This window comes from Pseudomonas marginalis (assembly GCF_900105325.1).
GTDB lineage: Bacteria > Pseudomonadota > Gammaproteobacteria > Pseudomonadales > Pseudomonadaceae > Aquipseudomonas > Aquipseudomonas marginalis.
Window position 1 is genome coordinate 4,114,250 of the sequence record NZ_FNSU01000003.1, and the last position, 17,813, is coordinate 4,132,062.

The window sequence follows — 17,813 nt, forward strand, 5'->3', positions numbered from 1 at the left end:
TTGGCAGCCACTCTTTTCCCCGGCTGCGCTCCCGATCCTGGATTTTCCGGCCATGCAGAAAGAAACCGAAATCAAGCTCCGCGTCAGCCGCGAAACACTCGCCGCGCTGCGTGAGCACCCGCTACTGAAAAAACGCAACAAAAGTGGCTGGGAACGCCGTGAGTTGATGAACCAGTACTTCGACACCCCCGAGCGTGACCTGGCCCAGGCCAAAGTCGCCCTGCGCCTGCGCAAGGACGGTGACGAGATTATCCAGACCCTCAAGACCCGTGGCCAAAGCGTCGCCGGCCTATCGGAACGCAATGAGTACAACTGGGACCTGCCCAAGGCCAAGCTCGACGTGAAGAAACTCGACGGCGACTGCTGGCCCGAGCAACTGGCCGATCTGGACAAAAAGACCCTCAAGCCGATCTTCACCACCGACTTCGTGCGCGAGCGCGCCGAAATCGCCTGGGGCCGTGGCAAGGCCAAGGTGGTGATCGAAGCCGCCCTGGACCTGGGCCATGTGGTCGTGGGTAAGCAGAAAGAAGAAATCTGCGAGCTGGAACTGGAACTGCGCGAAGGCGAGCCGGCTGCGCTGCTGGAGTTGGCCGCCGAGCTGGCCGCCACCCTCGCACTGATGCCGTGTGACATCAGCAAGGCCGAGCGCGGCTACCGCCTGTACGAAGCCAGCAGCTACTCCCTGAGCCTGCCGGCGCCGCAGATCCACGCCGAAATGCCGCTGGACGACGCCTTCGCCGCAATCATGTGGCACCTGCTCGGCAGCAGCCAGCGCCTGGCCGAGCAATACCGCTTCAATGGCCACTGGCGTCTGCTGCAGGACTGGGTCGACAACCTCGGCGAACTGCGCGCCCTGATCGGCAGCCTAGGCCAGGCCGCACCGCGTCAATCCACCAGCGAACTGCGCAGCGCACTCGATGCACTGCTGGAAGACTGGCGCCCACTGGTCCAGGCCGGTGACGACGACGAAGACATCCGCAAAGCCGCACCCGAGCAGTTTGCCGAAGAATTGGACGACGTGCGCTGGGGCTTGTTCTCGCTGAACATGTCACGCTGGCTGATGGCCCGCACCTGGACTGCCGACCGCAACGTGCGCGGCAACCGCCAGGGCGCCGCGCAAATCACCAACTGGCTGCCGCGCCTGCTGGCCGACGATGCCGTCGCCCTGCAACTGCCGCGCTACCAGCAGCAACCGGAAGACCTGGCCGAGCAACTGCCGCGCATCGAACGCATCCAGGCCTGGCTGCACCATGCGCGTAACGTGGTGGACATTGCGGAACTGGATCGTTTGTACGGCGAGCTGAACAAGCTGGCGCAACTGGCCAACCAGCCGATCACCGACGAGTCGCTGGATGCGCGCATGCATCAGGCGATTGCGGTGTATCAGAACCGTGCCTGGAAGACCCTGCTGCGCCTGTAATATCGCCATCGGGGGCCTAGCCCCCGATGAGGCCGATCCTGTCAGCGCAATACTGGCAGGCTGGTGGTCGACTTGATCTCGGACAGCGCCACGATCGAGTTGACCTCCTGAATCCCCGGCACCATCGATAACTTCTCGAAGAAAAACCGCTCGTACGCCTCAATGTCCGACGTCACGATGCGCAGCAGAAAATCCACCGCCCCCATCAGCACATAGCACTCCAGCACTTCCGGAAACCCACGAATCGCGTCGGTGAACTCGGTGAAGTTGGATCGGCCGTGGGCGTTGAGTTTGACCTCGGCAAAGATCTGCGTATTCAGGCCGATCTTCTTGCGATCCAGCAGAGTGACCTGGCCGCGAATCACTCCTTCCTCCTTGAGCCGCTGGATGCGTCGCCAGCACGGCGACTGGGACAGTCCGACCTGTTCGGCGATCTGCGCGCTGGACAGCGAGGCGTCCTCTTGCAGCAGGGCCAGGATGCGGCGGTCGTAGGCGTCCAATTCGCTGTGCATAAAAATACCTTTATGTATGGACTTTATGAATTGATTGATTCAATAAAACGCAAATCAGGCTCATCTTAGATAAGAAATCTCCCGACGCGAATGTAAAAATTTCTCCAGTCGAATCTGGAGAATCAGCATGCATGCCGTCGAAACCACTCACCCCCTGACCCGTGTCGATGTGTGGGCTGCCAGCAGCGCCCATTGCCAGGCGCATTACCGGATCGTCGCCGAGGCGGAGCCCGATGTGTTGTGTCGGGTACTCAACTATTTTGCGTTGCAGTTCCTGACACCGAGCCAGGTCAACGTGAGCCGCCAGGAAGACCTGCTGAACATCGATATCGTGATGGATAGCCTGAGCTGGCATCGCGCCCAAGTGATCGCCGAAAAGATTCGAAACCTGATCAGCGTGTGCACGCTGCATGTGTGGCGCGCTGATTCAGTGGGGCCTGCGGCCGTGGCGGCAGCAGCTCGGTAAAGGCCTGCAACATACGCTGGGAGGAAGATATTCGGCGGCTGGCTAGCCTGAAATGTCGTCCGAGGCTACCCAGGAACACCTTCATGTCTGCTGATCACCGATTGGAACTGCATCAGTTGCTCCCGGCGCTGGTCGAGGAAGGGGTGATTGCTCCCGACATCGCGCAGCGCTTATCAGCGCTGCCCGCCGGCAACGCCCAGCATCCGTTGGAGTGCATCGCCGCCCATGGGCCTTCCCTGGAAACCCTGACCCAGTGGCTTGCCCAACATGTGGGGCAACCTTATTGGCGTATCGACCCGCTGAAGATCGATGTCGCAACGGTCGTGCCGCTGATGTCCCACGCGTTTGCCCAATGCCACGCCATCCTTGCGGTAGCCGTGGACGCGCAGACCGTCACCGTTGCCAGCGCCCAGCCCCATATCACCAGCTGGGAATCGGGACTGGCACAAGTGCTCCAGCGCTCGATCAGGCGCGTGGTTGCCAACCCCCAGGACATTCAGCGTTGTATCAGCGAATTCTACCGGCTGGCGAAGTCCGTCAGCGGTGCGGATCAAAAGGTGGCGGGGCCTGGCAACGTCGAGTTGCTCAACCTCGGCGCCAGCGACCAGGAGCCGGACGCCAACGACGCGCATATCGTCAATATCGTCGACTGGCTGTTGCAATACGCGTTCGCCCAGCGGGCCAGTGATATTCATATCGAGCCGTGCCGTGAGCAAGGACGCGTGCGCTTTCGCATTGATGGGCTGCTGCACGACGTCTATCAATTTCCACCCCAAGTGACGATGGCGGTGGTCAGCCGCCTGAAAAGCCTCGGGCGGATGAACGTGGCGGAAAAACGCAAACCCCAGGACGGTCGGGTCAAGACCAAAAGCCCTGCCGGCACAGAAGTCGAGTTGCGGCTGTCGACCTTGCCCACTGCCTTTGGCGAGAAACTGGTGATGCGGATTTTCGACCCGCAGGTGCTGCTCAAGGACTTTGACGAGCTGGGCTTGTCGGCCGAGGACCAGCAGCGATGGCACGACATGACGCGCCACACCAACGGCATCATCCTGGTCACGGGGCCTACCGGTTCAGGCAAGACCAGCACCCTCTACACCACGCTCAAACACTTGGCGACCCGGGAGGTCAATCTTTGCACCGTGGAAGACCCGATCGAGATGGTCGAGCCGGCGTTTAATCAAATGCAGGTACAGCCCAATATCGACCTGACGTTCGCCAACGGCATCCGAGCCCTGCTTCGCCAGGACCCGGACATCATCATGATCGGCGAGATCCGCGACCAGGAAACCGCCGAGATGGCGATCCAGGCCGCATTGACCGGGCATTTGGTGCTCTCGACGCTGCACACCAACGATGCGCCCAGCGCCATCAGCCGCTTGCAGGAACTGGGCATTGCTCATTATTTGATCAAGGCGACGTTATTGGGCGTAATGGCGCAGCGCTTGGTGCGCTTGCTGTGCCCTCATTGCAAGCGGGTGGCGGGCGATGCTCACGAAGCGGTAGGGTGTGCAGAATGCCGAAACAGCGGGTTTCGCGGGCGCGCCGGGGTCTACGAGATCATGGTGCTGAATGACTCGCTCAAGGCGCTGATCACGCCAGGCGCCGACGCGCAGTCCCTGCGCAGGGAGGCGGTGGCGCAAGGCATGTGCGGCCTGCGCATGGCCGGCGTGGGTAAAGTCAAGGCGGGGCTGACCACAATGGCCGAGGTATTGCGAGTGACGCCTGGGGATTCGGTAACAAATGCGTTGATTACCCCGTGCTGAAACCGTCCTTATCGGTGACAAGACCGTTACAATCCGCCGAACGTCGTTTAACTGACACCAACAGATAGGGAATCGCTATGCAGATCGGAACCGTACTGCTTCTTTTCGTGGGCCTGGCCATCGCCATCCTGTTCATGGGCTTCAAGGTGGTACCCCAGGGCTATCAGTGGACCGTCGAGCGCTTCGGCCGGTACACCAACACCCTCAAGCCGGGTCTGAACATCATCATCCCGGTCATGGACCGCATCGGCCGCAAGATCAACGTGATGGAAAGCGTGCTGGATATCCCGCCCCAGGAAGTCATCACCGCCGACAACGCCACCGTGCAGATCGACGCCGTGTGCTTCTTCCAGGTGGTCAATACCGCCCAGGCCGCCTACGAGGTCAACAACCTCGAACACGCTATCCGCAACCTGCTGCAAACCAATATCCGTACCGTGCTCGGCTCCATGGAGCTGGATGCCATGCTCAGCCAGCGCGACGGCATCAACGAAAAACTGCTGCGCACCGTCGATGAAGCCACGGCGCCGTGGGGCATCAAGATCACCCGGATCGAAATCAAGGACATCAGCCCGCCCGCCGACCTGATGGCCGCCATGTCCGGCCAGATGAAAGCCGAGCGGATCAAGCGCGCACAGATCCTGGAAGCCGAAGGTCTGCGGGCGTCGGCGATCCTGACGGCCGAAGGCAAGAAGCAGGCACAGATTCTTGAAGCCGAAGGTGGACGCCAGGCCGCGTTCCTGGAGTCTGAAGCCCGTGAGCGTCAGGCAGAGGCTGAGGCCCGCGCGACCCAGGTGGTTTCCGAAGCGATTGCCACCGGCAACGTACAGGCCATCAACTACTTCGTCGCGCAGAAATACATCGATGCCCTTGGCAAATTGGCGTCGGCCAATAACAGCAAAGTGATCCTGATGCCGCTGGAAGCCAGCCAGGTGATCGGCGCTGTCGGCGGCATCGGCGAAATCGTCAAGGCAACCTTCGACAACAAGAAAGCCTGAGGCGATCGCCATGTGGGATTTCCTGCAGCATCTTTCGTTCTGGGATTGGCTCGCACTGGGTACAGTGCTATTGATTCTTGAAGTATTCGGCGCCGGTGGCTACCTGCTGTGGATGGGCATAGCTGCGGCAGCCGTGGGCGTGATCAAGTTTCTGGTGCCGCCGCTCGGGCTGGAGTGGCAACTGTTGCTGTTCGCTGTGCTGTCGATATTGACGGCGGTGTACTGGTGGAGACGCCAGCGCAGCAGTGCCAAAGCCAGTGACCAGCCGGGGCTCAACGAGCGTGGCTCGGAGCTGATCGGCCGCGTGTTCGTGGTGCATCAGGCGATTGTGGAGGGTCGGGGCAAGGTAAAAGTCGGTGATGGCGTCTGGATGGTGACCGGGCCTGACAGCCCAGTAGGCGCTCAAGTGCGTGTGGTGGGCCTCGATGGCGTGATCTTGAAGGTAGAAACTGTTTAGTCTGTGATGGAACTCGGCTGGGCTAACTGCAATCAAACGGTACAGATCACCCACCCGGAGTCACCCATCATGCGTCTTAAATATGCTGTCGCTACCCTCGCTGTGCTTTCCCTTCCTGTCGGTTCAGCCATGGCCGACAGTTTCTGGCGCAATGTCATCTCGTCGGGCGCCACTACCGGCTCGACCTACCTGACCTTCAAGGACCACAAGCTGGTGGTTGCCGCACAAGACGACGCAGGCAGCTTCGTTGCCAGCGACGGCGGTATCCGCGGCCCGTACCTGGAAGCCGCCATGCAAAAAGTCCGCGCCGATAACCCTGGCCTGCAGGCCACGGATATGGAGCTGGCCAACGCTATCCTGGCGAAAAACGCTATCGCCGCCGAGTAAAACCGCCGGTTAAAACAGCCGCTCCCTGGGAGCGGCTTTTTTGTGCCGCTTTTCTTCCTACAGCAAAGACTGATGAGTTGACGATTGAACAGGAGAAGTCCTCTCGATCACTGCGCTCACCCGGCGACAAGCTATCGATTCCACCCTTCCCCTCAGTGAATCGATAACCATGCGAAAACTATCTTCCTTTCTGTTCCTCACTGCTATTGCAACGCCTTATGCACAGGCAGAGGCCTGGTACGGCTCGGCAAAATTTAACAGTGCACGCCAGAATCTATCCAGTGCACTGTTGACCAGCCCGCGCGTCACCGAACGAGTGGAAGCGCCTGATAGCACTAAAACATTCACCGGATCCTACGCAGTAGGTTATGCCTTCGCCAATGGCTGGCGCGCGGAAGGGGAATACACCCTCTCCGGCAGCTCGACCTTCGACTCCTTCTGGTCGCCCTTCAATGCCAACGTCAACCGTCTTGAAGCGGACAGTCAGCGCGTGATGGTCAACGGCTATAAAAACATACCGCTCACCCATTGGCTGTCGTTCTACGGCATGGCGGGGATGGGCGTCGCACAAATTGATGCCGAGGGTTTTCAGAGCAATGACACCCGTCGCTTTGCCAGCCACCGCCAATATAATTTTGCCTACAGCGTAGGCTTGGGCCTGGATGCCAAGGTCAACGACCGCATTTCCTTTGGCACAGGTTGGCGCTACGTGGACATGGGCCGTATCGAGACCGGCTACAACACCTTCACCAACCGGATAAACGCTCGTGATGAACAGCTCAAGGGCAAGCTCAAGGAGCAGAGTGTGTTCTTTGAAACCCGTGTGTACTTCTGACCGGCAACAGGAAATGCCGCCGTTCAAGCGGCACTTCCGTGTCCGTGCATGACGATTCATTCACAGGCGACAGGCTATATTCAGTCTAACCGTGCCACCATGCCGGGACTGAACCCTCGCTTACTCATCGCCAATCTGAAACGGATGCCTTCGTCGTCATGAGCCAACAGCCCTTTCTGCCGTTCTCCAAACCTACCATCGATGAAGCCACCATCTCGGCGGTCGGCGATGTACTGCGCTCGGGCTGGATCACCAGCGGGCCGAAAGTGCAGGCGTTCGAAGCACAGCTGTCGGAATACTTTGGCGGCCGGCCGGTGCGCACCTTCAACTCGGGCACTTGCACCATGGAGATCGCCTTGCGTATCGCCGGTATCGGGCCCGGCGATGAAGTCATCACCACACCAATCTCCTGGGTCGCAACAGCCAACGTGATCCTGGAAGTAGGTGCCACGCCGGTGTTCGCCGACATCGACCCGGTCACCCGCAATATCGACCTGGCCCAGGTGGAAGCCGCAATCACCCCGCGCACCAAGGCGATCATCCCGGTGTACCTGGCCGGCCTGCCCTTGGACATGCCGATGCTGTACGCACTGGCCAACAAGTACAACCTGCGCATTGTCGAAGACGCCGCCCAGGCCCTGGGCTCCAGCTGGGATGGCGAGCGCATCGGCTCCACCGGGGACTTTGTATCGTTCAGCTTCCAGGCCAACAAGAACATCACCTCTTCCGAGGGCGGTTGCCTGGTGTTGAACAATGCCGAAGAAGCCCGCCTGGCGGAAAAATACCGCCTGCAGGGCGTCACCCGCACCGGCTTCGACGGCCTGGACGTGGATGTACTGGGCGGCAAGTTCAACATGACCGACATCGCTGCGGCCATCGGCCTGGGGCAGTTTGCCCACATCGAGAAGATCACCGCCCATCGCCAGCACCTGGCACAGCACTACTTCAAATGTTTCGGCAGTGATTTCGAAGAAAAGTACGGCGCGCAACTGCCGCCGGCTGACTTCGAAAACAGCAACTGGCACCTGTTCCAGTTGGTGCTGCCGGAGCGTCACGATGGCCTGCCGGCCCGCGCAACCTTCATGGAGAAAATGCAGGCACAGGGTGTTGGCATTGGCTATCACTACCCGCCGATTCACCTGCTGAGCCTTTATCGGGCACAGGGGTTCAAGGAAGGGATGTTCCCGGTAGCGGAAAAGGTTGGACGTTTGATCGTGTCGTTGCCGATGTTCACGGCGATGACAGAGGCAGATGTGGAGCGGTCGGTGGCGGCGGTAAAGGCAGTCCTGAAAGCGAACTGAACACTCACGGCTCACGACGATTGAATGTGGGAGGGAGCTTGCTCCCTCCCACATGGGTCTTGCGGTTACTCGCCGATGGCGGCTTTGTAGCCAGCCGCATCCAGCAGTTTTTCCAGATCAGCCGGGTTGCTTGGCTTGAGCTTGAAGATCCACGCGCCGTAAGGGTCGGAGTTCAGCAGCTCAGGGCTGCCACCCAGCTCCTCGTTGACGGCAATCACTTCACCGGCAACCGGGGCGTAGATATCCGAAGCAGCCTTCACCGACTCAACCACACCCGCCTGGCCTTCGGCTTCAAACGTAGCGCCGACTTCGGCCAACTCAACAAACACCACATCACCCAAAGCTTCCTGAGCATGGTCGGAGATCCCGACGGTCACCGTACCGTCAGCTTCCAGACGGGCCCATTCGTGACTTTCGGCAAAACGCAGGTCGGCAGGGATATCGCTCATAGTCTGTGTCCTCAAGAAGAAATGTCAGCAGCCATTGGCCTGCCGGAAATAGTTAGATCAAGGTTTTGCCATGGCGCACGAAGGTCGGTTTGACCACTCGAACCGGGTACCACTTGCCGCGGATTTCCACTTCGGCCCGATCGGCAGTCGCCGTCGGTACACGCGCCAGGGCAATGGATTTGCTCAGCGTAGGTGAGAAACTACCACTGGTGATCTCCCCTTCGCCAACATTGGCGATGCGAACCACCTGGTGAGCACGTAAAACCCCACGTTCTTCCAGTACCAGCCCGACCAGTTTGAACTGCACACCGGCGGCCAACTCTGCTTCCAGCGCCGCACGCCCGATGAAATTGCGCTCGGCAGGTTCCCAGGCAATGCTCCAGGCCATGTTGGCCGCCAGGGGCGAAACGTCCTGGTGAATATCCTGGCCGTACAGGTTCATGCCGGCTTCCAGCCGCAGGGTGTCCCGCGCGCCGAGGCCTATGGGGGAAATCCCCGCACCGACCAGATCGTTGAAAAACCCCGGCGCCTGATCGGCAGGCAGGACAATTTCCAGGCCGTCTTCGCCGGTGTAACCCGTGCGGGCGATAAACCAATCGCCGTCGGCATGCCCTTCAAAGGGCTTGAGCTGGTGGATCAGGGTACCGCGAGACTGGGTGACCAACTCGGCAATCTTCTGCCGGGCGTGGGGACCTTGAATGGCGAGCATGGCCAACTCGGGCCGCTCATGCAGGTGCACCTGATAGCTGCCAAGTTGCGCCTGGATCCAGGCCATGTCCTGGTCTCGGGTGGCGGCGTTGACCACCAGCCGGTATCCGGTCTCGGTGCGGTAGACGATCATGTCGTCCACCACGCCGCCCTGCTCGTTGAGCATGGCGCTGTACAACGCACGGCCACAGCCGTGCAAACGCTCGACATCATTGGCCAGCAGGTGCTGGAGCCAATCCTTGGCCTGGGGGCCGGTGACATCGATCACGGTCATATGAGATACATCGAACACCCCGCAGTCGCGCCGCACCTGATGGTGCTCCTCAACTTGCGAGCCGTAGTGCAAAGGCATATCCCAACCGCCAAAATCGACCATTTTCGCGCCGAGGGCGAGATGCAGGTCATACAGAGGCGTACGCTGTCCCATGGGTTTCTCCTTCCGGGCTTGGCGAAGGTGCGCAGCGTCGTTGCCCGTGCCGGACACCTTGAATGACAAGGCCTGCAGCCACGTACAGCGACTCGATCCGAAGGACGGACCGCACCGAATGCCGCGCATTGTAGCCGCAAGCCGTAGGACTGGCACCTAACCGATTGGTCGGGCGGAGCGTCGGATCAGCCCGATGACCGGCAGCAGCCCCACCAGCACCAGCGTCAACGCTGGCAGAGAAGCCCGCGCCCACTCGCCTTCGCTGGTCATTTCAAAGATCCGCACCGCCAGGGTGTCCCAGCCGAACGGGCGCATCAGCAGGGTTGCGGGCATTTCCTTGAGCACGTCTACGAACACCAGCAGTGCTGCACTCAGGGTGCCGGGCAGCAACAGCGGCAGATACACTTTGCAAAACAGTCGCGGCCCACTCACGCCCAAACTACGCGCTGCTTCCGGCAACGAAGGCCGGATGCGCGCCAGGCTGTTTTCCAGCGGCCCGTAGGCCACGGCCAGAAAGCGCACCAGATACGCCAGCACCAGCGCCGACAGACTGCCCAGCAACAATGGCTTGCCCGCCCCGCCGAGCCAGCCGGACAGCGGTACCACCAGCTCACGGTCCAGGTAACTGAACGCCAGCATGATCGACACCGCCAGCACCGAGCCCGGCAAGGCATAGCCGACATTGGCCAGGCTGATACCGGAGCGAATCGCCCGGGTCGGCGCCAGGCGGTTGGCGAAGGCCAGTACCAGCGCCACGCTGACCGTGATCAGCGCGGCAATGCCGCCCAGGTAAAGGGTATGGACGATCAGGCCCGAATAGCGCTCATCCAGGTCGAACCGGCCGCGCTGCCAGAACCAGGCGACCAATTGCAGCATCGGGATGACAAAGGCACAGGCAAACACCAATCCACACCAGGCAGTGGCAGCCGCCGCCTTGAACCCGCGCAAGTGGTACAGCGCCTTGCCCCGTGGCCGTTCATTGCTAGCCCGACTGGCGCCCCGGGCACGCCGTTCGCCATACAGCACCAGCATCACCACCAACAGCAACAGGCTGGCCAGTTGGGCCGCGCTGGACAGACTGAAAAAGCCGTACCAGGTCTTGTAGATAGCGGTGGTGAAGGTATCGAAGTTGAACACCGACACCGCACCGAAATCCGCCAGGGTCTCCATCAGTGCCAACGCCACCCCGGCCCCTATCGCCGGCCGCGCCATGGGCAGGGCCACATGCCAGAATGCCTGCAAGGGCGACTGTCCCAGCACCCGTGCCGCCTCCATCAGGCCCTTGCCCTGGGCGAGGAATGCGCTGCGCGCCAACAGGTACACGTAGGGATAGAACACCAGCACCAGCACAATGATCACGCCGCTGGTGGAGCGCACCCGTGGCAGACGCAAGCCGGTGCCGAACCCTTCGCGCAGCAGGGTCTGCACGGGGCCTGAAAAATCCAGCAGGCCGACAAACACGAAAGCCAGCACATAGGCGGGAATGGCAAAGGGCAGCATCAACGCCCAGTCGAGCCAACGCCGGCCGGGGAATTCGCAGAGGCTGGTGAGCCAGGCGAGGCTGACCCCCAACAGGGTTACACCGACGCCGACCCCCAGCACCAGGGTCAGGGTGTTGCCCAGCAACCGCGGCATCTGGGTTTCCCACAGGTGGGACCAGATTTGCGCGTCGATGCTTTGCCAGGACAGCAACAGCACGCTCAGCGGCAGTAGCACCAGGGCGGCGACGCTGAAGACCGGCAGGTACCAGCGGCGTTGTGCGGGGTGGGCCAAGGGTGGGTTCTCAATAATGAATATCTTCAAATCACCACAATTCAATGTGGGAGGGGCTTGCCCCCGATGTCGGAGTGTCAGTCCACGATGAGTAGACTGACACTCCGACATCGGGGGCAAGCCCCTCCACATTTGGATCTGCGGCGTCCTACAAATTGTACTTAGTTCCAGCCCGCCCGATCCATCAGGCGAATGGCTTCAGCCTGGCGCTTGCCCGCCACTTCCACCGGCAATGTATCCGCCACGAACTTGCCCCAAGTCGCCACTTCAGCCGACGGCGGTACCGCCGGGTTGGCCGGGAATTCCTGGTTCACGTCGGCAAAGATCTTCTGCGCCTCAGGCGTGGTCATCCACTCCACCAATGCCTTGGCGGCTTCCGGGTGTGGTGCGTGCTTGGTCAAGCCGATGCCCGACAGGTTCACATGCACGCCACGGTCGCCCTGGTTCGGCCAGAACAGCTTCACCGCCAGGTCCGGCTTCTGCTTGTGCAGACGACCGTAGTAGTAGGTATTGACGATACCCACGTCGCATTGCCCGGCGTTGATTGCCTCCAGCACCGCAATGTCATCCGAGAACACGTCGGTGGACAGGTTATTCACCCAGCCCTTGACGATTTCTTCGGTCTTGGCCGCGCCGTGGGTTTCGATCAGGGTGGCGGTCAGCGATTGGTTGTAGACCTTTTTCGCCGTGCGCAGGCACAGGCGGCCTTCCCACTGTTTGTCGGCCAGGGCCTCGTAGGTGGTCAGGTCACCCGGTTTGACCCGGTCGGTGGAGTACGCGATGGTCCGCGCGCGCAGGCTCAAACCGGTCCAGGCATGCGCCGAAGAGCGGTATTGCAGGGGAATGTTCTTGTCGATTACCGGCGAGGTGAACGGTTGCAGAATGCCCATTTGCTCGGCCTGCCAGAGGTTGCCGGCATCCACGGTGAGCAGCAGGTCGGCGGTGGCGTTTTCGCCCTCGGCCTTGATGCGCTGCATCAGCGGGGCTTCCTTGTCGGTGATGAACTTCACCTGGACACCGGTCTTTTGGGTGTAGGCGTCGAACACCGGTTTGATCAGTTCGTCGATACGCGAGGAGTAGACCACCACTTCGTCGGCTGCCTGCACGGTGGTGCTGCCGATCAGGGTGAGTGCCAGGGCAGTCAGGAGGCGCTTGGGTGCCAACATGGGGGCGGTCTCTCATTTGCAAAATAAGCGCAAATGATAGGGACTCACATTTGGTAACGCTCGGCGGAGCCGTTACCAAATGTTGCACAAACCTGTCAGGGCTTGGCCAGGTCCGGCAGATCCCCGCTCAACCCGAGGGCCTGGCGCACAAACACGGCCTTGGCTTCGGGCATCTGGTCGACCATCTTCAACCCGGCATTACGCAACCAGCGCAGCGGCAGTTGATCGGCCTGGAACAGGCGCTCAAAGCCTTCCATCGCCGCCATCAGGGCCAGGTTATGGGGCATTCGTCGGCGCTCGTAACGGCTGAGCACCTTCACATCGGCCAGACGTTCACCGCGCTCGGTGGCCGACAACAACACTTCGGCCAGCACCGCCGCATCGAGGAAACCCAGGTTGACGCCCTGCCCGGCCAATGGATGGATGACATGGGCGGCGTCGCCGATCAATGCCACGCCCTCGGCCACATAGCGTTTGGCGTGGCGCTGACGCAAGGGTACGCACACACGCGGATCGGCGCTGACCACGCTACCGAGGCGCCCTTCAAAGGCGCGCTCCAGTTCACGGCAGAAGCTTTCATCATCCAGCGCCATCAGGCGTTCGGATTCAACCGGCGTAGTCGACCAGACGATCGAGCACCAATCTTGCTGCCCGTCCCGCTCCAGCGGCAAAAACGCCAGCGGGCCGGTGTCGGTAAAGCGTTGCCAGGCCGTGCGCTGGTGCGGCTGGCTGCTGCGCACGCTGGTAACGATGGCGTTATGCAGGTAGTCCCATTCACGGGTCGCGGTGCCGGTCAGGCGGCGCACGGCGGAGTTGGCGCCATCGGCGGCCACCACCAGCGGCGCGCGCAATGTGCGGCCATCGGCCAGGGTCAGCAGCCAGTCATCGCCGGAACGGCGCATCTGCTCCAGGCGCGCATTCGCCAGCAGGCCCAGGTCGCAGTCGTGCAGACGCTCGAGCAAGGCATCCTGGACCACACGGTTCTCGACAATATGCCCGAGCACTTCGGCATGCACACTGGCCGCCGAAAAGTGAATCTGCCCGGTGCCGCTGCCGTCCCACACCTGCATCTCGCCGTACGGGCTGGCGCGTCGTTCAACGATGCCATCCCACACACCGAGGCGCTCGAGGATGCGCTGGCTGGCCGCCGACAAGGCACTCACACGGGGTTCGAAGGCCGCCGCGCGGTCGAACGGCTTGACGCTCAGCGGGCTGCCGTCGAGCAGCAACACTTGCAGGCCGCTGCCTTGCAATGCCAGCGCCAGGGCGCTTCCGACCATTCCGGCCCCGACAATCAGCACATCTGCGCGCATGTCCATGCTTTAAGCCTGTCTCGCTGGCGGCTTGCACCGCACGTAAAAGGATTGATAAGTCTCACGCATCGGGACGGGTACCCAGGCCCATGGCCTGACGGGCGAACCAACGCTTGGCCGGTGGCAGCAGGTCCAGGCCCAGCAGGCCCATATTGCGGCCCAGGGCGACCAGCGGTTGCGCGCTGCCAAACAGCCGCGTGACCTGGTCGGAGAAACCCACGGTCAACTTCTGATCCATGCGCTGACGCTCGCGATAAGCCTGCAACGTCGCCAGGTCGCCCGGCACCGCCGGCCCGGCCAGCAAGGCCTCGGCCAAGGCGTGCGCATCACGCAGGGACAGGTTGAACCCCTGCCCGGCAATCGGGTGCAGGCTGTGGGCGGCATTGCCGAGGATCGCCAGGTGCGAGCGCACTTGCTCTTCGGCTTCCACCAGGGTCAACGGATACAGATGACGGGCGCCGACTTGCTTGAGGGTGCCCAGGCGGTAGCCGAACACGCCCTGCAACTCGTTCAGGAAGCTGCGTTCATCGAGACTGGCCAGGCGCTGTGCGTCCATGCCGATACGGGTCCATACCAGTGCGCAACGGTTGTCCGGCAGCGGCAGCAGGGCCATCGGGCCTTCATCGGTGAAACGCTCGAACGCTTCGCCGTTGTGGGCTTCGCTCGGGGTGATGTTGGCGATCAGCGCGCTCTGGTTGTACGGACGGGTTTTCACGCCAATGCCCAGTTGCTCGCGCAGGCCGGAGCGGCCGCCGTCGGCGAGCACCGCGAGGTCGCATTCCAGCACGGTTTCATCGTTGAGGGTCAGGCGGTAGCCATCGGGCAGCGGCTCCATGCGTGTGACTTCCGCCGGGCAGCGCCAACTCACCACGTCCTTGTCCAGGCCTTGCCACAGGCATTGACCGAGCCAGGCGTTTTCCACCACGTAACCGAGGGCTGGCACGCCCTCCTCCATGGCGGACAGTCGCGCGGTGGAGAAGCGCCCACGGTCCGACACATGGATCTGCTTGATCGGCTCGGCGCGGCGCGAGATCTGCTGCCACAGGCCCAGGCGCTGATAAATCTGCCGGGCGCCGTAGGACAGCGCCGAAGACCGCGCATCGTAGCTCGGCTGGTAGCTGTCGCCGGGCGCGAAGGGTTCGATCAGCACGATCTTCCAGCCACGCGCCTTGGCACCGGCCTGCAACGCAAGCGCCAGGCTCGCGCCCACCAGGCCGCCGCCGATAATCGCCAGGTTGACCCGGCTCATCGGGCGGCCGCCATCAGGGCTTCGATTTCAACGACGCTCTTGGGGGCGCCGCCGGTCAGGATTTCACAGCCTTGCTTGGTCACCACCACGTCGTCCTCGATGCGCACGCCAATGCCACGCCATTTCTTCGCTACGGTCTGGTTATCCGGCGAGATGTAGATGCCTGGCTCCACGGTCAGTGCCATGCCGACTTCCAGCACTCGCCATTCGCCACCCACCTTGTACTCGCCGACGTCATGCACATCCATCCCCAGCCAATGGCCAGCGCGATGCATATAAAAGGGTTTGTAGGCTTCACTGGCGATCAGTTCGTCGACGTCGCCCTTCAGCAACCCCAGACTCACCAGCCCGGCAGTGATGACCTGCACCGTCGCCTCGTGGGCCTGGTTCCAATGCTTGTTCGGCGCGATCTCGGCAAAGGCGGCCTCCTGGGAAGCCAGCACGATTTCATAGATCGCCTTCTGTTCCGGCGAAAATTTGCCATTGACCGGCCAGGTGCGCGTGATGTCGCTGGCGTAGCAGTCGATTTCGCAACCGGCATCGATCAGCACCAGGTCACCATCCTTGAGCACGGCGTCATTCTGCTGGTAATGCAGGATGCAGCTGTTGCGCCCGGTGGCGACGATGGAGCCATAGGCCGGCATCTTCGCGCCGCCCTTGCGGAATTCGTAATCCAGCTCGGCTTCCAGGCTGAACTCATGCAAGCCGGCGCGACTGGCCTGCATGGCCTTCACATGGGCCGCGCAGGAAATGCGCGCTGCCTCGCGCATCACCTTCACTTCCGCCGCCGATTTATACAGGCGCATGTCGTGGAGCAGATGATCCAGGGCAACAAACTCGTTCGGTGGCTGGGCGCCAAGGTGCGCTTTGGAGCGGATGACGTTGATCCACTCCATCAGGTGCCGATCGAATTCGGCGTTGCTGCCCATGGCCGAATACACCCGGTCGCGGCCTTCGATCAGGCCGGGCAGGATGTCGTCGATATCGGTGATGGGGAAGGCATCGTCGGCGCCAAAGTCACGGATGGCGCCTTCGGTACCGGCACGCAGGCCGTCCCACAATTCGCGCTCGGCATTGCGTTCGCGGCAGAACAGCACGTACTCGCCATGCTGGCGACCGGGCATCAGCACGATCACCGCTTCCGGCTCGGGGAAACCGCTCAGGTACTGGAAGTCGCTGTCCTGGCGATAGACGTGCTCCACATCGCGATTGCGGATCGCCACGGCGGCAGCCGGCAGGATCGCGATGCTGTTGGGTTCCATCTGCGCCATGAGCGCCTTGCGACGCCGGGTGTATTCCGCTTTGGGGATATGGATCATGGGCAGATTGGCTTCCTTTCTCTTTTAGTGCAGCGAAGGCTTGGGTGCAGCAGGCTCAGCGGACTTCCTGGTCTCGGTGAACAGCAGCAACGGCGCGACGCGCAGGTATTCCATGACTTCCATGTAGTCGCCTTCGCCGTCTTCGGACTCTTCCAGGGCATCTTGCACCTGGGAGATGGCCGCCAGGTCCTGCAGCACTTCCTTGGCGTCGGTGCTCAGTTCCAGGCCGCCGGCGTTCACGCCGAAACCGTGGAGGAAGCCCTGGCACCATTGGCCCAGTGCGGCGGCGCGTTCGGGGAGCGGTGCATCGTCGGTCGGCAGCAGCAGGACCACGGTGACGTCATCACCGGTCAGTTCGCCCTTGACCATCTCTTGCAGGCCGATCAGCGCGTTACGCACGTTATCGGTCGGTTCGGTTTCCAGCAGCTCGGCCACATCGGCCAGCCAGTTGTCGGCATCAAAGCCAACACCGGTGCAACTGCGGCCGAGCAGCACGCCATGCAGCTCGGCGGGCGAGCAAGGATGGCCGCTGGTGCTCAGCAGTTTGGAAAAAGCATCGTACGGGGAGTTCTGAATGGGCATGGTGAGCTAGGCGCCAGACGGCGCAATGTCTAGAATGGAGCGCTGTATCCTAGCACCGGCAGACGCACCAAGACTATCGAGGGCGTCAGATCGTTTATCCTGCAGTTGCCATTCATCAGACAAAATCCAGTGGAACCCAATGGAAGACACCGACCTGCAAGCGCTGATGGCCAGACTCGAATTGCTAATTACTCGGGTCGAGCAACTTAAGAGTCAAAACGGACTCCTATTAGCTCAGGAAAAGACCTGGCGCGAGGAACGCGCTCACCTCATTGAAAAAAACGAAATCGCCCGGCGTAAGGTCGAATCGATGATTTCGCGCCTGAAGGCCCTGGAGCAAGACTCATGAGTTCAAGCAATAGCGTCACCGTGCAGATCCTCGACAAAGAATATTCGATCATCTGTCCCCAGGAAGAGCGCAACAACCTGGTGAGCGCCGCCCGCTACCTGGACGGCAAGATGCGCGAAATCCGCAGCAGCGGCAAAGTCATTGGTGCCGACCGCATCGCCGTAATGGCCGCCCTGAACATTACCCACGACCTGCTGCATAAGCAGGAGCGCCCTGACGTACAGGCCAGCGGCTCGACACGTGAGCAGGTGCGCGACCTGCTCGAACGCGTGGACCTGGTGCTTTCCAGCGACACAGAGCAACCCAAGGGCTGATTGCCGCGACTGTTTAAGGTATACT

General features: G+C 61.5%; 19 protein-coding genes. 10 read left to right on the forward strand and 9 right to left on the reverse strand.

Annotated features, from left to right (window positions below):
- Window positions 1-52: 52 nt before the first annotated feature.
- Window positions 53-1,420 (forward strand): CYTH domain-containing protein, encoded by a 1,368-nt coding sequence (locus BLW22_RS28525; protein WP_074847918.1) that lies wholly within the window; start codon window positions 53-55, stop codon window positions 1,418-1,420.
- 41 nt (window positions 1,421-1,461) lie between these two features.
- Here BLW22_RS28525 and BLW22_RS28530 read toward each other — a convergent pair whose 3' ends face one another.
- Window positions 1,462-1,932, reverse strand: a complete 471-nt coding sequence (locus BLW22_RS28530) for an Lrp/AsnC family transcriptional regulator (protein ID WP_010207358.1) — start codon at window positions 1,930-1,932, stop codon at window positions 1,462-1,464.
- Window positions 1,933-2,059: 127 nt separating this feature from the next.
- On the opposite strand from BLW22_RS28530, the gene BLW22_RS28535 reads away from it, so the two are divergent.
- The 7 genes from BLW22_RS28535 (at window position 2,060) to BLW22_RS28565 (ending at window position 8,139) form a co-directional block, all read left to right on the forward strand.
- Window positions 2,060-2,398 (forward strand): hypothetical protein, encoded by a 339-nt coding sequence (locus BLW22_RS28535; RefSeq protein WP_065926636.1) that lies wholly within the window; start codon window positions 2,060-2,062, stop codon window positions 2,396-2,398.
- An 83-nt stretch (window positions 2,399-2,481) separates the two neighbouring features.
- Entirely contained in the window at window positions 2,482-4,161 is a 1,680-nt protein-coding gene (locus BLW22_RS28540; RefSeq protein WP_065926637.1) for a GspE/PulE family protein, read from the forward strand.
- 77 nt (window positions 4,162-4,238) lie between these two features.
- Window positions 4,239-5,159: an SPFH domain-containing protein gene (locus BLW22_RS28545; protein WP_027608388.1), complete on the forward strand. Its 921-nt coding sequence runs from the start codon at window positions 4,239-4,241 to the stop codon at window positions 5,157-5,159.
- Between the two features lie 10 nt (window positions 5,160-5,169).
- Window positions 5,170-5,616, forward strand: a complete 447-nt coding sequence (locus tag BLW22_RS28550) for an NfeD family protein (protein WP_074847920.1) — start codon at window positions 5,170-5,172, stop codon at window positions 5,614-5,616.
- Between the two features lie 69 nt (window positions 5,617-5,685).
- Entirely contained in the window at window positions 5,686-6,003 is a 318-nt protein-coding gene (locus BLW22_RS28555; protein ID WP_027608386.1) for a DUF2388 domain-containing protein, read from the forward strand.
- A gap of 163 nt (window positions 6,004-6,166) precedes the next feature.
- Complete coding sequence (locus BLW22_RS28560; protein ID WP_083381389.1) at window positions 6,167-6,838, forward strand: outer membrane protein; 672 nt, start codon at window positions 6,167-6,169, stop codon at window positions 6,836-6,838.
- A gap of 158 nt (window positions 6,839-6,996) precedes the next feature.
- Window positions 6,997-8,139 carry a DegT/DnrJ/EryC1/StrS family aminotransferase gene (locus BLW22_RS28565; protein WP_065926639.1) on the forward strand — a complete coding sequence of 381 codons (1,143 nt, stop codon included), beginning with the start codon at window positions 6,997-6,999 and terminating at the stop codon, window positions 8,137-8,139.
- Between the two features lie 65 nt (window positions 8,140-8,204).
- Here BLW22_RS28565 and gcvH read toward each other — a convergent pair whose 3' ends face one another.
- From gcvH to BLW22_RS28605, 8 genes are all read right to left on the reverse strand, one after another.
- Window positions 8,205-8,588 (reverse strand): glycine cleavage system protein GcvH, encoded by a 384-nt coding sequence (gene gcvH / locus BLW22_RS28570; RefSeq protein WP_065926640.1) that lies wholly within the window; start codon window positions 8,586-8,588, stop codon window positions 8,205-8,207.
- Window positions 8,589-8,640: 52 nt separating this feature from the next.
- The gene (gene gcvT, locus BLW22_RS28575) at window positions 8,641-9,723 is read right to left on the reverse strand and encodes a glycine cleavage system aminomethyltransferase GcvT (protein ID WP_074847924.1); all 1,083 of its coding nucleotides are present in this window, start codon (window positions 9,721-9,723) and stop codon (window positions 8,641-8,643) included.
- A 156-nt stretch (window positions 9,724-9,879) separates the two neighbouring features.
- A complete protein-coding gene (locus BLW22_RS28580) occupies window positions 9,880-11,496 on the reverse strand; it encodes an ABC transporter permease (protein WP_065926642.1) in 1,617 nt (538 codons plus the stop codon).
- A gap of 161 nt (window positions 11,497-11,657) precedes the next feature.
- Window positions 11,658-12,662, reverse strand: a complete 1,005-nt coding sequence (locus BLW22_RS28585) for an extracellular solute-binding protein (protein ID WP_053127831.1) — start codon at window positions 12,660-12,662, stop codon at window positions 11,658-11,660.
- A 95-nt stretch (window positions 12,663-12,757) separates the two neighbouring features.
- Window positions 12,758-13,975: a 2-octaprenyl-3-methyl-6-methoxy-1,4-benzoquinol hydroxylase gene (locus BLW22_RS28590; protein ID WP_162844279.1), complete on the reverse strand. Its 1,218-nt coding sequence runs from the start codon at window positions 13,973-13,975 to the stop codon at window positions 12,758-12,760.
- A gap of 61 nt (window positions 13,976-14,036) precedes the next feature.
- Window positions 14,037-15,224, reverse strand: a complete 1,188-nt coding sequence (ubiH, locus tag BLW22_RS28595; RefSeq protein ID WP_074847928.1) for a 2-octaprenyl-6-methoxyphenyl hydroxylase — start codon at window positions 15,222-15,224, stop codon at window positions 14,037-14,039.
- Complete coding sequence (gene pepP / locus BLW22_RS28600) at window positions 15,221-16,543, reverse strand: Xaa-Pro aminopeptidase (RefSeq protein WP_065926645.1); 1,323 nt, start codon at window positions 16,541-16,543, stop codon at window positions 15,221-15,223. Before pepP ends, ubiH begins: the two co-directional genes overlap by 4 nt.
- 24 nt (window positions 16,544-16,567) lie before the next feature.
- The gene (locus BLW22_RS28605) at window positions 16,568-17,125 is read right to left on the reverse strand and encodes a YecA/YgfB family protein (protein WP_065938043.1); all 558 of its coding nucleotides are present in this window, start codon (window positions 17,123-17,125) and stop codon (window positions 16,568-16,570) included.
- 139 nt (window positions 17,126-17,264) lie between these two features.
- Here BLW22_RS28605 and BLW22_RS28610 point away from each other — a divergent pair, with 139 nt between their 5' ends.
- Together BLW22_RS28610 and BLW22_RS28615 are read left to right on the forward strand one after the other, a co-directional pair.
- Window positions 17,265-17,474 carry a TIGR02449 family protein gene (locus BLW22_RS28610; protein ID WP_007982902.1) on the forward strand — a complete coding sequence of 70 codons (210 nt, stop codon included), beginning with the start codon at window positions 17,265-17,267 and terminating at the stop codon, window positions 17,472-17,474.
- On the forward strand, window positions 17,471-17,788 hold the full coding sequence (locus BLW22_RS28615) for a cell division protein ZapA (RefSeq protein ID WP_027608375.1): 318 nt from the start codon (window positions 17,471-17,473) through the stop codon (window positions 17,786-17,788). Before BLW22_RS28610 ends, BLW22_RS28615 begins: the two co-directional genes overlap by 4 nt.
- The last annotated feature ends 25 nt before the right edge of the window (window positions 17,789-17,813 follow it).